This is a genomic window from Sphaerisporangium perillae (genome assembly GCF_023276435.1).
Classification (GTDB): Bacteria; Actinomycetota; Actinomycetes; order Streptosporangiales; family Streptosporangiaceae; genus Sphaerisporangium; species Sphaerisporangium perillae.
In genome coordinates this window covers 40114-52498 of sequence record NZ_JALLPO010000006.1, presented here as the reverse complement: position 1 = coordinate 52498, position 12385 = coordinate 40114, and the positions used below count along the sequence as shown (strand labels likewise).

Below are 12385 nucleotides of genomic sequence, written 5' to 3'. Positions count from 1 at the left end.
CCCCAGCGGTTTCGAGCGCTGGCGATCGCCCGCGTGGCGTATTCTTGGCGGGCTCATCGAGGCTGACAACGAGGAGAGCGACCCCGTGCGCATCGCCGTCACCGGCTCCATCGCGACCGACCATCTGATGACCTTCCCTGGTAGCTTCGGGGACCAGCTCATCGCCGAGCAGCTCGACCGCGTGTCGCTGTCCTTCCTCGTCGATGACCTGCAGATCCGGCGCGGAGGCGCCGCCGCCAACATCGCCTTCGGGATGGGCTGTCTCGGCCTGTCCCCGATCCTGGTGGGCGCGGTCGGCAGCGACTTCGCCGACTACCGCTCCTGGCTCGAGCGCCACGGCGTCGACTGCGACTCGGTGCACATTTCCGAGCTGCATCACACGGCGCGGTTCCTGTGCACCACCGACGAGCACCACAACCAGATCGCCTCCTTCTACACCGGGGCGATGGCCGAGGCGCGCCTGATCGAGCTGCAGCCGGTCGCCGACCGCGTAGGCGGGCTCGACCTGGTCCTGATCAGCCCGAACGACCCGGAGGCGATGCTCCGCCACACCGACGAGTGCCGCCAGCGCGGCATCCCGTTCGGGGCCGACATCTCTCAGCAGCTCGCGCGCATGGGCGGCGAGGAGATCCGGTCGCTGGTCGACGGCGCGGCCTACCTGTTCACCAACGACTACGAGAAGGCGCTCGTCGAGCAGAAGACCGGCTGGTCCGACGAAGAGGTGCTGTCCCGGGTCGGGGTGCGGGTGACCACCCTCGGCCCCAAGGGCGCCCGCATCGACCGCGAGGGCGAGCCGACCGTGCACGTTCCCCCGACGCCTGAGCTGCGCAAGGTCGACCCGACCGGCGTCGGCGACGCCTTCCGCGCGGGCTTCCTGTCAGGCCTGGTCTGGGGGCTGTCGCCGGAGCGCTGCGGGCAGATCGGCAACCTCACCGCCACCTACGTCCTGGAGCACGTCGGCGGCCAGGAGTACCAGCTCGGTAAGCGGGCCTTCGTCGAGCGGTTCGCCGCGGCCTACGGCGCCGACGCGGCGGCCGAGGTCGAGCCGCGCATGGAGTGCCACTACCCGTGATCGTCCTCGCCGCGCCCGCCCTCGCGGCGGGCCCGGCCCGGACGGTGGTGAGGGACGGCCCGGACGGCCGTGAGCGGCGGCTCAGGCGGGCGGGTCAGTAGTTGCGCCGGACGTGGGCGGGTCAGTAGTTGCGCCGGACGTGGATCGCCCAGCCGCCCCGGGGAAGCGTGTAGCTGCCCACATGGTGGTGGGACTTCAGGCGGCACCACGCCGGGATGTCGGTGAAGGCCGCCGGGTCGTCGGCGAGGACCGCCACGGTCGCGTTGAGCGGCACCTGGTTGATCTGCTCGGCGAGCATGATGATCGGGATGGGGCACTTGCGCCCGAGGGCGTCGATCGTCAGGGCGGCCGGCGGCTGTGGCGCCTCGGTGGCCGCGTACTGCTGCGAGCCTGCCATCACGATCTCACCTTCGCTGTCGCGTCCCGGGCGCGCGCCGCCGGGATCCGGTGCCCGCTTGCCGCGCCTCACGACGACCTCACTCCCACGCTCCCACGGACGCGCCGGACGATGTCCGGCAGGACGGCGAGGAACCGGTCGACGTCCGCGGCGGAAGCTCCCCTGGGCAGCGAGACCCGGACGTTGCCATGCGTGAGCACTCCCATCGCCTCCAACACGTGCGATGGTCGTAGCGTACTCGCCGTGCATGAACTGCCGGACGATACGGCGAACCCGGCCCTGTCCAACTCGGTCAGTATCGCCTCACCCGGCACGTACAGGCACGAGAACGTGACGATGTGGGGAGCGCGCAGGGTGGCGTCCCCGATGACCTCGACGTCCGGGACCAGGCGCGGCACGGCCTCGCGCAGGCGGTCCACGAGCGCCGACAGCCGGGCGTTCTCCTCCGTGGCCTCGGCGACCCGGGCGCGCAGCGCCGCCACGGCCGCGACCGCCGCCGGCACGTTCTCGAAGCCGGGCACTCGCGCCCGCTCCCGCTCGTCCTCCGGCAGCGGGGAACGCCACCGGGTGCCCTTGCGCACGGCCAGCAGCCCCACCCCGGCGGGCCCGCCCCACTTGTGGGCGCTCGCCGCCAGCACCGACCAGCCCCCAGGGACGGTCAGCCGTCCCAGGGTCTGGGCCGCGTCGACCAGCAGCGGCACTCCCGCGGCCCGGCAGGCCACGGCGGCCTCCTCGACCGGTTGCAGGGTGCCGACCTCGTGGTTGGCGGTCTGCAGGCACGCCAGGGCGGTGCCCTCACGGGCGACGGCCGCGCCGAAGGCGGCGAGATCGACCCTTCCGGTGCGGCCGACGCCGACGACCTCCACGGCGCCGCCCTCGCGCTCGTGCGCTGACGCGGCGGCGAGGACGCTGGAGTGCTCGACGGCGCCGGTCACCAGGCGGCGGCCCGCGCGCCGGCGGCCGAGCAGCGTCCCTAGCACCCCCAGGTGGACGGCCTGCGTTCCCGAGGAGGTGAACGAGACCTCGTCCGGCCTGGCGCCGATGACCTCGGCGGCCTCCGCGCGGGCCCGTTCGAGCAGCAGGCGCGCCCGCCGGGCCGCGCCGTAAAGCCGGGCGGGGTCGGCGCCCCCGGCGTCCAGGCTCGCGATCAGCGCCTCACGCGCGGCGGGGTGCAGAGGCTCGGAGGAGGCCGCGTCGAAGTACGCCACGCGTTCATGGTCGCACCCGTGCCGGCGGTCGAGGCGCGGGGGGCACGGGCCGCGCTCGCGGGACGGCGGGGTCGGCGCTCGCGGGAGGGCACGGGCGGCCTTCGCGGGGGCTGAGAAGGAGGGCGGCCCCGGTGCGCGCTAATGTGTCCCCCAGCGTGACGTGAGACAACTAAGAGCACGAATATCGTGAATCTGGAAACGACCGCCCAGGAGGGGGACTCTTGGGCTTTAACTGTGGGGTAGGCGATCCGTGAGTCCGACCCGCCGTACTACACGGCGTCCGTTGGCCCGCAGGGTGCCACGCGCCGCCGCCCTGGCGGCGCTGCTGGTTTCCCTGACGGCGTGTGGTGGACCTGGCACGTGGGAGCGTGCCGGCATGCCCGAGGGCGTCACCAAGGAGGCCGGCATCATCCAGAATCTCTGGAACGGTGCCTGGATCGCCTCCCTCGCCGTCGGTGTCGTCGTCTGGGGCCTGATCCTGTGGGCGTGCGCGTTCCACCGCAAGCGCAAGAACACCGGCGACGCGTTGCCGCCCCAGGTGCGGTACAACCTGCCGATCGAGATCCTCTACACCACGGTGCCGATCGTCATGATCGCGGTGTTCTTCTACTTCACCGCCCGTGACGAGAACGTCGTCACCGCGGTGTCGGGCCACCCCGACGTGAAGGTGAAGGTCGAGGGCTTCCAGTGGAGCTGGCGCTTCACCAGCGAGTACAACGGCAAGACCGTCAGCGTGGTGGGCACGCCCGCCAAGAAGCCCGTGCTGGTGCTTCCGATGGACAAGAAGATCGAGTTCGACCTCGAATCGCCGGACGTGATCCACTCCTTCTGGGTCCCCGCGTTCCTGTTCAAGCGTGACGTCATCCCGGGCGTGCACAACCGCTTCGAGATCCAGACCCTCCACAAGCCCGGCGAGTTCGCCGGCCGCTGCGCGGAGCTGTGCGGCGTCGACCACAGCCGCATGCTCTTCACGGTGAAGCTCGTGCCGCAGGCCGAGTACGACCAGTACGTAACCAGCCAGGCGGGGAGTGCTCAGTGACCGCCATCAACGAACCCATCCGGGTGGGCATCACCCCGCGACAGGCCCGCAAGGGCACGGTCATCGCCCGGTGGCTCTCTTCGACCGACCACAAGGTGATCGGGCACCTCTACCTGATCACCTCGTTCGTGTTCTTCCTGATCGGCGGCGTCATGGCGCTGGTCATGCGTGCCGAGCTGGCCCAGCCCGGCCTTCAGTTCGTGAGCAACGAGCAGTTCAACCAGCTGTTCACCATGCACGGCACCATCATGCTGCTCATGTTCGCGACCCCGCTGTTCGCGGGCTTCGCCAACGAGCTGATGCCGCTGCAGATCGGCGCGCCCGACGTGGCGTTCCCCCGCCTCAACATGGTGAGCTACTGGTTCTACCTGTTCGGCAGCCTGATCGCCGTCTCGGGTTTCCTCACCCCGGGCGGCGCCGCCGCCTTCGGCTGGACGGCCTACACCCCGCTGTCGGACGCCGTGTCCTCCCCGGGCATCGGCGGCGACCTGTGGATCATGGGCCTGTCGATGTCCGGCGTCGGCACGATCCTCGGCGCGGTGAACTTCATCACCACGATCGTCACCATGCGGGCGCCCGGCATGACGATGTTCCGGATGCCGATCTTCACGTGGAACATCCTGCTCACCAGCATCCTGGTGCTGCTGGCCTTCCCGGTGCTGGCCGCCGCGCTGCTGGCGCTGGAGGCCGACCGGGCCCTCGGAGCGCACATCTTCGACTCGACGACCGGCGGTGCCATGCTATGGCAGCACCTGTTCTGGTTCTTCGGGCATCCAGAGGTGTACATCATCGCCTTGCCGTTCTTCGGCATCATCACCGAGGTGCTGCCGGTCTTCAGCCGCAAGCCGGTGTTCGGCTACATCGGCCTGGTCGCCGCGACGATCACTATCGCCGGCCTGTCGGCCGCCGTGTGGGCGCACCACATGTTCGTCACCGGCCAGGTGCTGCTGCCGTTCTTCTCGTTCATGACCTTCCTCATCGCCGTGCCGACCGGCGTGAAGTTCTTCAACTGGATCGGCACCATGTGGCGAGGGCATATCACCTTCGCCTCACCGATGCTGTTCGCGGTGGGCTTCCTGGTGACGTTCCTGTTCGGCGGCCTCACCGGCATCATCCTGGCCTCGCCGCCGCTGGACTTCCAGGTGAGCGACTCCTACTTCGTGGTCGCCCACTTCCACTACGTCGTCTTCGGCACCGTCGTGTTCGCGATGTTCTCCGGCTTCTACTTCTGGTGGCCGAAGTTCACCGGCCGGATGCTCAACGACACGCTGGGCAAGTGGCACTTCTGGACGCTGTTCATCGGCTTCCACACCACCTTCCTGGTGCAGCACTGGCTCGGCGCCGAGGGCTTCCCGCGCCGGTACGCCGACTACTCGCCGGCGGACGGCTTCACCGACCTGAACGTGGTGTCCTCCGTGGGCGCGTTCATCCTCGGCGCCTCCACGCTGCCGTTCCTGTACAACGTGTGGCGCACCTGGCGGCACGCTCCCAAGGTCACCGTCGACGACCCCTGGGGCTTCGGCAACTCCCTGGAATGGGCGACCTCCTGCCCGCCGCCGCGGCACAACTTCACCAAGCTGCCGCGCATCCGGTCGGAGCGTCCTGCCTTCGACCTGAAAAACCCGCACCGGCTGGCTCCGGAGAAGGAGCTGGAGGAGACCCGATGAAGGTTCAGGGCTGGATGTTCCTCCTCTGCGGCATCTTCTTCGCCGCGGTGGACCTCGTCTACTGGTTCTGGTCCAAGGAGCCGACCGGCACCACGGCGCTCGCCATCTCGGTGGGCCTGGCGCTCATGATCGGCTACTACCTGCTGTTCACCGCGCGCCGCATCGGCGAGCAGCCGGAGGACAGGAAGGACGCCGAGATCAGCGACGGCGCCGGCGAGCTGGGCTTCTTCAGCCCGTCGAGCTGGTGGCCGCTGTTCCTCTGCCTCGCGGTCGCGCTCATGACCGTCGGCTTCGTCATCGGCTGGTGGATGTTCATCATCGGCGCGTTCGCCGTGATCATGGCCGCCATCGGCTTCGTCTTCCAGTACTACCGGGGACACTTCACGCACTGACGGAGCGGGCCCCCAGGCGTCGCCACAGGCGTCCGAGCCCCTCTCCCACCCCACTCCGCCGCGCTGGTGGCCGACTTGTTCCGTCAAGGAACCGTCGACCACCAGCGCGGCTTTTTTGCTGGACGTTTCGGCCTTTCTCGTTGAGCACAGGTACACGACACGCTGTAACCGGGTAATAACTCACAAGGAGTGATCCATCGGAGCGGGGGAGACGTAACGTGGGACACGTCGAGATCCGGGTGGTCGCCATTGGGACGGGAGCGCTGGCCCTGCTGCTGGTCGGTGGTTGTGCGGGCTCCGGCACCGAGAAAGGGCAAGGTAACTCTTCTGGTTCACGGCGGGACGTGGCTGTGAGCGTCTCTCCGGGCAACGGGGCGACTCAGGTGGCCCCTGAGCTGCCTGTCATGATCGGGGCCGTCAACGGGGTTCTCAGGAGCGTCACGGTCCACACGAAGTCCAGGAACACCCCCATCGCGGGAGTGCTCAGCGCCGACCGCACCCAGTGGCGCAGCAAGCGCACGATGGCACCGGGGGAGACCTATCAGGTCACGGTGGTCGCCGCGGGCCCCTCGGGCACGACCAAGCAGGTGAGCAGCGAGTTCTCCACGCTCAAGGCCACCCACTCGTTCGCCGTCGACAAGATCCTCCCGAACAAGGAGATCACCGGCATGACCGTCGGCATCGGCATGCCGATCATGCTGACCTTCGACCGGCCCATCACCGACCGGGTGTCGGTCGAGCGCAACCTCATGGTGCAGACCTCCAAGCCGGTGGAAGGCGCCTGGCACTGGTTCGACGACAAGTCGGTCAGTTTCCGGCCCAAGCAGTGGTGGCCGGCCCACACCAAGGTGAAGCTGATCGCCCAGCTCGCCGGCGTGCGCGGAGGTCCGGGAACGTACGGGGCCCAGGACTACGTCCGCGAGTTCGAGATCGGCCGGGCCCAGATCAGCCACGCCGACACCGTCACCCACCAGATGACGGTCAAGCGCGACGGCCAGGTGATCAGGACGATCCCGCTCAGCGCCGGGCAGGGCGGCAACTGGAAGCACTACACGACCAACGGCGTCCACCTGGCGATGTCGCGCGAGGACGTCACCACCATGACGTCCCCCGACGCCGGGCCCGGCAGCCCCGGCTACTACAGCCTCACCGTGTACGACACCGTGCGCATCTCCGACAGCGGGGAGTACGTCCACGGCGCCCCTTGGTCGGTGGGGTCGCAGGGCAACTCCAACGTCAGCCACGGCTGCATCAACGTCAGCCCGTCGAACGCCAAGTGGTTCAAGGAGACCACCCTCATCGGCGACCCGATCATCGTGAGCGGCACGCCGCGCCAGCTGGACCCCGGCAACGGGTGGGGCCACTGGCAGGAGACCTGGCCCCAGTGGCTGCGCTGGAGCGGGCTGCGGTCGGGGTTCACGACCGAGGCGCTGTCCGTCACTCCGGTGACCGACCACACGACCCGGCAGACCGACGACTCGACGAAGAAGCGCGTCACCTCATGACGACACGAAAGGGCCCGGGCGCGTTTCGCGCCCGGGCCCTTCTTACTTCGTCCGGAGCCGGCCGGGTGGCCGGCGCTCGGTGGTGACTCTCCCGCTCGCTCAGTGGCCGATCGACTTGGTCTCGTCCTCGCCGGCGCCGACCGCGGCGTGCGGAGCGCCGTGGCCGTTGTGGCCCTCGTCCAGCGAGATGGCCTCGGTGTCGGTCGAGTAGGTCTCGCTGAGCTTGGCCCGGAGCCGTCCGAGCGGGCCGCGCATCCCCTTGGGGGGAACCCCGTCGGAATCCGGGGCCGCCTCGATCGCCGGGATGGGCTCCTTGCCTCGCACGTGCGCCGCGATGTCCTCGGCCGGAGGGACGTGGACCTCGATGTACTCGCCGCTCGGCATGCGCTTGATGACGCCGGACTCGACGCCGTGGGACAGGACGTCCTGGTCGTGACGCTGGAGGCCGATGCACATGCGGTAAGCGACGAAGTACGCGATCGCCGGTCCGGCGATGATCAGCACCCGGCCGACATTGGTCGTGGTGTACAGCGAGATGTGGAACTTCGCCGAGATCCAGTCGTTGGCGCCCAGCAGCCACAGAAGGCCGTAGAACGTGATGGCCGCCATGCCGATCGCGGTGCGGTGAGGGTTGTTGCGGGGCCGGTCGGCGATGTGGTGCTCGCGTCTGTCCCCGGTGATCCACTGCTCGGCGAACGGGTAGAGCGCCAGGCCGGTCATGACGATGCCCAGTGGCAGCAGCGCCGGGATGAGCACGCTCAGTGGCAGCGTGTAGCCCAGGAAGTTGATCTCCCACGACGGCATGAGCCGCAGTGAGCCCTCCAGGAAGCCCATGTAGAAGTCGGGCTGCGAACCCGCCGAGATGTCCGCCGGCGTGTACGGCCCGAACAGCCAGATCGGGTTGATCTGGGCGAACGTGCCGAGCAGCGCCAGGACTCCGAAGGTGAACAGGAAGTAGGCGCCCGACTTGGCCATGAACGACGGGTAGAACGGCGCGCCTACCACGTTCTGCTCGGTGCGGCCCTTGCCCGGCATCTGTGTGTGCTTCTGCACCCACATGAGGATCAGGTGGGCGGTGATCAGCGCCAGCAGGATGCCCGGGATCAGCAGGATGTGGATGCTGTAGAACCGCGAGATCACGTCGTGGCCGGGATACTCCCCGCCGAACAGGAAGAACGTGGCGTAGGTGCCGACCAGCGGGAGCGAGATGAGCACACCCTCGGTGATCCGCAGACCGGCGCCGGAGAGCAGGTCGTCGGGCAGGGAGTAGCCGGTCAGGCCCTCGAGGAGGGCCAGGTTGAGCAGCAGCACACCGATGATCCAGTTGAGCTCGCGCGGCTTGCGGTACGCGCCGGTGAAGAACACCCGGAGCATGTGCACCATCATGCCCGCCACGAACAGCAGCGCCGCCCAGTGGTGGATCTGCCGCATCAGCAGGCCGCCGCGGACGTCGAAGCTGATGTTCAGCGACGAGGCGTAGGCCTCGGACATGTGGACGCCGACCAGCGGCCCGTAGGAGCCGTTGTAGGTGACCTCACCCATGCTCGGCTTGAACCAGAACGTCAGGAACGTGCCGGTGAGCAGCAGGATGACGAACGAGTAGAGGGCGATCTCACCAAGCAGGAACGACCAGTGGTCAGGGAAGACCTTGCGGAGGTTGCGCTTGAGAAAGCTGCCCGCGCCGATGCGCTCGTCGATGAAGTTCGCGGGTCCCGCGATGGCCTTCGGAGCGCTGTCGAGGCTCATGCCTGCCCCCTAGCTTCGGCTTCGGCGTCCCCGCGCTCCCAGAAGCTCGGGCCGACCGGGACGTTGAAGTCGCTCTGTGCGATGAGGTAGCCCTCGCCGTCGACACCGATCGGCAGCTGGGGCAAGGGACGCGCCGCCGGGCCGAAGATGACCTTCGCTCCGTCGGCGGCGTCGAAGGTGGACTGGTGGCAGGGGCAGAGGATGTGGTGCGTCGTCTGCTCGTACAGCGCCGCCGGACAGCCCACGTGCGTACAGATTTTAGAGTACGCAACGATGCTGTCGTGGGTCCAATTGAGTTTGGTGCCCGGTTTGAGGTCTTCTGGCCTGAACTTGATCAGGATCAGCGTGGCCTTGGCGAGGGCGTTGAGGTCCTCCTCGTAGCCCTCGGGCACCACCGACAGGATGCCGCCGGGGGAGTTGAAGTCCGCCGCGCGGATGGGCTGCTTGGTGCCCTCCACCATCAGGCGCCGGCCCTTCTTCCAGACCGTGTGCCGCAGGGTGGTCTCCGGCAGAGGGCCGAGGTCCTTCAGCAGCACCAGCGGCAGCAGGCCGAGCGGGGCCGCCGCCAGCAGGAGCGTGCGGCGCAGCAGCTTGTGCTTGACGAAGCCGCTCTCGTTGGCGCCCTGCAGGAAGGTCTCGGCGACCGACTCGCGGACCTCGGGGTCCGACACCATCGGGTGGCGCTGCTGGACCAGGTTGTACTTCGGCATGATCTGCCGGACCCAGACCACGATGCCGGCCGCCAGAGCCAGCAGGGCGACGGTCAGCGAGCTTCCCAGCGCGAAGTTGGAGACCTGAGTCCTGCCGATCGTGCCGACCTGGAAGGCGACATAGGACGCGATGAACGCGACGGCACCGACGAAGGACACCAGGAACAGCAGGGCGACGATGCGCTCGGCCTTGCGTGCCTTGGCCGGGTCGGGGAACGTCGCCCCCTCGTACACGATCGGCTCGTCGGTGCTTGCAGGCGCGCCGAGCGCGGACGCCTCACCCCGCGGCGGGGGCGTGCCGATGACGCGCCTCGGGACGCGATCCTCGGCCTGCTCGATGTCGTTGGAGTTCTCAGTCATGGTTGGCCTGACGCTTCTTCGCAGTGATCCAGATGGCGGCGAGAACGAGAAGGCTGATGCCGACGACCCAGGCCACGAGACCCTCGGTGACCGGACCGATGCGGCCGAGGCCGCTGCCGCCCGGGTCCGGCTGGTTGCGGACGCTGACGATGTAGGCGATCATGTCCCGCTTCTGCTCGGGGGTGATCGTGCTGTCGTTGAAGACCGGCATCGCCTGCGGGCCCGTGACCATCGCCTCGTAGATCTGGGTCGGCGAGGCCGGGTTCAGCGGAGGCGCGTACTTGCCGTAGGTCAGGCCGCCGCCCGAGCCCACGAAGTTGTGGCACTGGATGCAGTTCGCCCGGAACAGCTCACCGCCCTTCGCGGCGTCACCCTTGGTGGGGTCGACCATCTCCGCGGAGGGCTTGGTCGGGCCGCCGCCGAGCGACTGCACGTACGCGGCGAGCTGCCGGATCGCGTCCTGGTTCACCCACTCCGGCGTGCGCTTGCGCGGCGCCTGGGGGCCGGGGTCGGACAACGGCATGCGGCCGCTGGACACCTGGAAGTCCACGGCCGCCGCGCCGACGCCGATGAGGCTCGGGCCCGATGCACCGCCGGAGGAGTACGTCCCCTCGGCGTTGAGGCCGTGGCAGCTCGCGCAGTGCGCCGCGAAGAGCTCCTTGCCTGCGGCCACGTCGTCCGCCCTGCCGGAGGCGATCGCCGCGTCGGCCCGGTCTCCTCCGGGCGCCAGCAGGGCGTACACCCCTCCGAGGAGGCTCAGGGCCAGGAGGAGGACGGCGTATCGCGCGAGTGGATGCCGCCTCCGTGCGGTGATCGAGTTCACCGATATCCTCGTTCCGATCATTTGATGATGTAGATGGTCGCGAAGAGGCCGATCCAGACGACGTCGACGAAGTGCCAGTAGTAGGACACGACGATCGCGCTGGTGGCCTGCTCATGGGTGAAGCGCTTCGCGGCGTACGTGCGTCCCAGCATGAACAGGAACGCGATCAGGCCACCGGTCACGTGAAGGCCGTGGAAGCCCGTGGTCAGGTAGAAGACCGAACCGTAGGCGTTGGAGGACAGGGTCACGCCCTCGTGTACCAGGTTGGTGTACTCGTACAGCTGGCCTCCGACGAACCAGGCGCCCATGAGGAAGCTGATGAGGTACCAGAAGCGGAGCTTCTTGACCTGGCCCTTCTCGGCGGCCCACACGCCGAGCTGGCACGTCACACTCGACAGCACCAGGACGATCGTGTTGACCAGCGCGTACGGCACGTCCAGTTGGACGCCCTCAGGCAGCGTCGGCCAGGGCTTGTCCTGGCCGAGACTGACCGACCGGATGGTGAAGTACATCGCGAACAGCGCCGCGAAGAACATGAGCTCAGAGGACAGCCAGACGATCGTCCCCACCTGGACCAGATTGGGCCTGCGGGACGATGCTGCTGTCGTCGTCGTAATTGCGGATGCTGTCGCCACGCCCAGCATTATTGCGGCTCTCCAGGTCGGGTCGCCGCACGACCCCCCGGTTAGGGACGCATCAGTCCGATAAACCAGACATAAGCCTGGAACTACGCCAAGTGTGACTGGTCTGGGATTCCGTCGTCAGGGACAGGTAGCATCCGTGGTGACCATACCTCGTCAATCGATAGTGAGCGCGACCGTGAGCATGAGGGTTCTCGTCTACAGCGACGACGCAAGCACCCGCGAGAAGGTGCGGCTGGCGATCGGGCGGCGTCCCGCCGCCGACGTGCCCCTCGTGGAGATCGTCGAGTGCGCGACGCAGCCGGCCGTCATCAAGCACCTCGACTCCGGCGAGATCGACGTCGCCGTGCTGGACGGCGAAGCCGTTCCCGCGGGCGGCATGGGCATCAGCCGCCAGGCCAAGGACGAGGTGTACGACTGCCCGCCGATCTGCCTGATCATCGGGCGCCGGGACGACCGATGGCTCGCCGACTGGTCCAGGGCCGACGCCGTCGTGGCCCAGCCGCTCGACCCGATGGCGCTCGCCGAGGCCGTCGCCGGCCTCATACGCCGCCGCTCGGCCACCCGCATCTCCCACTGACCGGAGAACGTCCTCTCCACTGACCGGAGAACGCCCTCCATCCGCCGATGAAGGTCCGACCCTCCGCCTCTACCCGGAGACCCGCTCCTCCACCGCCCGACGGGCCCCTCCTCCACCTACGGAGGTCGGCCCCTCGCCCCACCGACGGGGTCTTCTCCTCCACCCGCGGAGGTCGACCCCCCGCTCACCGATGGAGGTCCGCTCCCCCCTCCACTGATCGGAGATCCGCATCTCCGCCCAGTGAT

The 12385-nt window shown here is 68.5% G+C and carries 12 protein-coding genes; 6 read left to right on the top strand and 6 right to left on the bottom strand.

Annotated features, from left to right (window positions below; translation table 11 throughout):
• Positions 1-85 precede the first annotated feature (85 nt).
• Positions 86-1072, top strand: a complete 987-nt coding sequence (locus tag MYF83_RS07385) for a carbohydrate kinase family protein (RefSeq protein WP_248959434.1) — start codon at positions 86-88, stop codon at positions 1070-1072.
• Between the two features lie 121 nt (positions 1073-1193).
• Here the strand turns inward: MYF83_RS07385 and MYF83_RS07380 are convergent, their stop codons facing one another.
• Positions 1194-1469, bottom strand: a complete 276-nt coding sequence (locus tag MYF83_RS07380; RefSeq protein WP_248959619.1) for a sulfurtransferase TusA family protein — start codon at positions 1467-1469, stop codon at positions 1194-1196.
• A 68-nt stretch (positions 1470-1537) separates the two neighbouring features.
• Positions 1538-2677, bottom strand: a complete 1140-nt coding sequence (locus MYF83_RS07375) for a cysteine desulfurase family protein (protein WP_248959433.1) — start codon at positions 2675-2677, stop codon at positions 1538-1540.
• 250 nt (positions 2678-2927) lie between these two features.
• Here MYF83_RS07375 and ctaC point away from each other — a divergent pair, with 250 nt between their 5' ends.
• From ctaC to MYF83_RS07355, 4 genes are all read left to right on the top strand, one after another.
• Entirely contained in the window at positions 2928-3716 is a 789-nt protein-coding gene (gene ctaC / locus MYF83_RS07370) for an aa3-type cytochrome oxidase subunit II (RefSeq protein ID WP_443729291.1), read from the top strand.
• Positions 3713-5383, top strand: a complete 1671-nt coding sequence (gene ctaD, locus MYF83_RS07365) for an aa3-type cytochrome oxidase subunit I (RefSeq protein WP_248959431.1) — start codon at positions 3713-3715, stop codon at positions 5381-5383. The genes ctaC and ctaD overlap by 4 nt, the downstream gene beginning before the upstream one ends.
• Positions 5380-5775 carry a cytochrome c oxidase subunit 4 gene (locus MYF83_RS07360; RefSeq protein ID WP_248959430.1) on the top strand — a complete coding sequence of 132 codons (396 nt, stop codon included), beginning with the start codon at positions 5380-5382 and terminating at the stop codon, positions 5773-5775. The genes ctaD and MYF83_RS07360 overlap by 4 nt, the downstream gene beginning before the upstream one ends.
• Before the next feature lie 350 nt (positions 5776-6125).
• Positions 6126-7280 (top strand): L,D-transpeptidase, encoded by a 1155-nt coding sequence (locus tag MYF83_RS07355; RefSeq protein ID WP_248959429.1) that lies wholly within the window; start codon positions 6126-6128, stop codon positions 7278-7280.
• A 99-nt stretch (positions 7281-7379) separates the two neighbouring features.
• Here the strand turns inward: MYF83_RS07355 and qcrB are convergent, their stop codons facing one another.
• The 4 genes from qcrB to ctaE are packed head-to-tail and all read right to left on the bottom strand — an operon-like array spanning position 7380 to position 11563.
• Positions 7380-9026 carry a cytochrome bc1 complex cytochrome b subunit gene (gene qcrB, locus MYF83_RS07350; protein WP_248959428.1) on the bottom strand — a complete coding sequence of 549 codons (1647 nt, stop codon included), beginning with the start codon at positions 9024-9026 and terminating at the stop codon, positions 7380-7382.
• Positions 9023-10096, bottom strand: a complete 1074-nt coding sequence (gene qcrA / locus MYF83_RS07345; protein ID WP_248959426.1) for a cytochrome bc1 complex Rieske iron-sulfur subunit — start codon at positions 10094-10096, stop codon at positions 9023-9025. The genes qcrB and qcrA overlap by 4 nt, the downstream gene beginning before the upstream one ends.
• On the bottom strand, positions 10089-10919 hold the full coding sequence (gene qcrC / locus MYF83_RS07340) for a cytochrome bc1 complex diheme cytochrome c subunit (RefSeq protein ID WP_248959425.1): 831 nt from the start codon (positions 10917-10919) through the stop codon (positions 10089-10091). The genes qcrA and qcrC overlap by 8 nt, the downstream gene beginning before the upstream one ends.
• 17 nt (positions 10920-10936) lie before the next feature.
• The gene (gene ctaE / locus MYF83_RS07335; RefSeq protein WP_279339242.1) at positions 10937-11563 is read right to left on the bottom strand and encodes an aa3-type cytochrome oxidase subunit III; all 627 of its coding nucleotides are present in this window, start codon (positions 11561-11563) and stop codon (positions 10937-10939) included.
• A 181-nt stretch (positions 11564-11744) separates the two neighbouring features.
• On the opposite strand from ctaE, the gene MYF83_RS07330 reads away from it, so the two are divergent.
• Positions 11745-12140, top strand: a complete 396-nt coding sequence (locus MYF83_RS07330; RefSeq protein ID WP_248959615.1) for a hypothetical protein — start codon at positions 11745-11747, stop codon at positions 12138-12140.
• The last annotated feature ends 245 nt before the right edge of the window (positions 12141-12385 follow it).

Coding starts and splice junctions, on each gene's coding strand:
- MYF83_RS07380 (WP_248959619.1), bottom strand. CDS start 1,469: ATGGCAGGCTCGCAGCAGTACGCGGCCACCGAGGCGCCACAGCCGCCG.
- MYF83_RS07360 (WP_248959430.1), top strand. CDS start 5,380: ATGAAGGTTCAGGGCTGGATGTTCCTCCTCTGCGGCATCTTCTTCGCC.
- qcrB (WP_248959428.1), bottom strand. CDS start 9,026: ATGAGCCTCGACAGCGCTCCGAAGGCCATCGCGGGACCCGCGAACTTC.
- qcrA (WP_248959426.1), bottom strand. CDS start 10,096: ATGACTGAGAACTCCAACGACATCGAGCAGGCCGAGGATCGCGTCCCG.
- ctaE (WP_279339242.1), bottom strand. CDS start 11,563: ATGCTGGGCGTGGCGACAGCATCCGCAATTACGACGACGACAGCAGCA.
- MYF83_RS07330 (WP_248959615.1), top strand. CDS start 11,745: ATGAGGGTTCTCGTCTACAGCGACGACGCAAGCACCCGCGAGAAGGTG.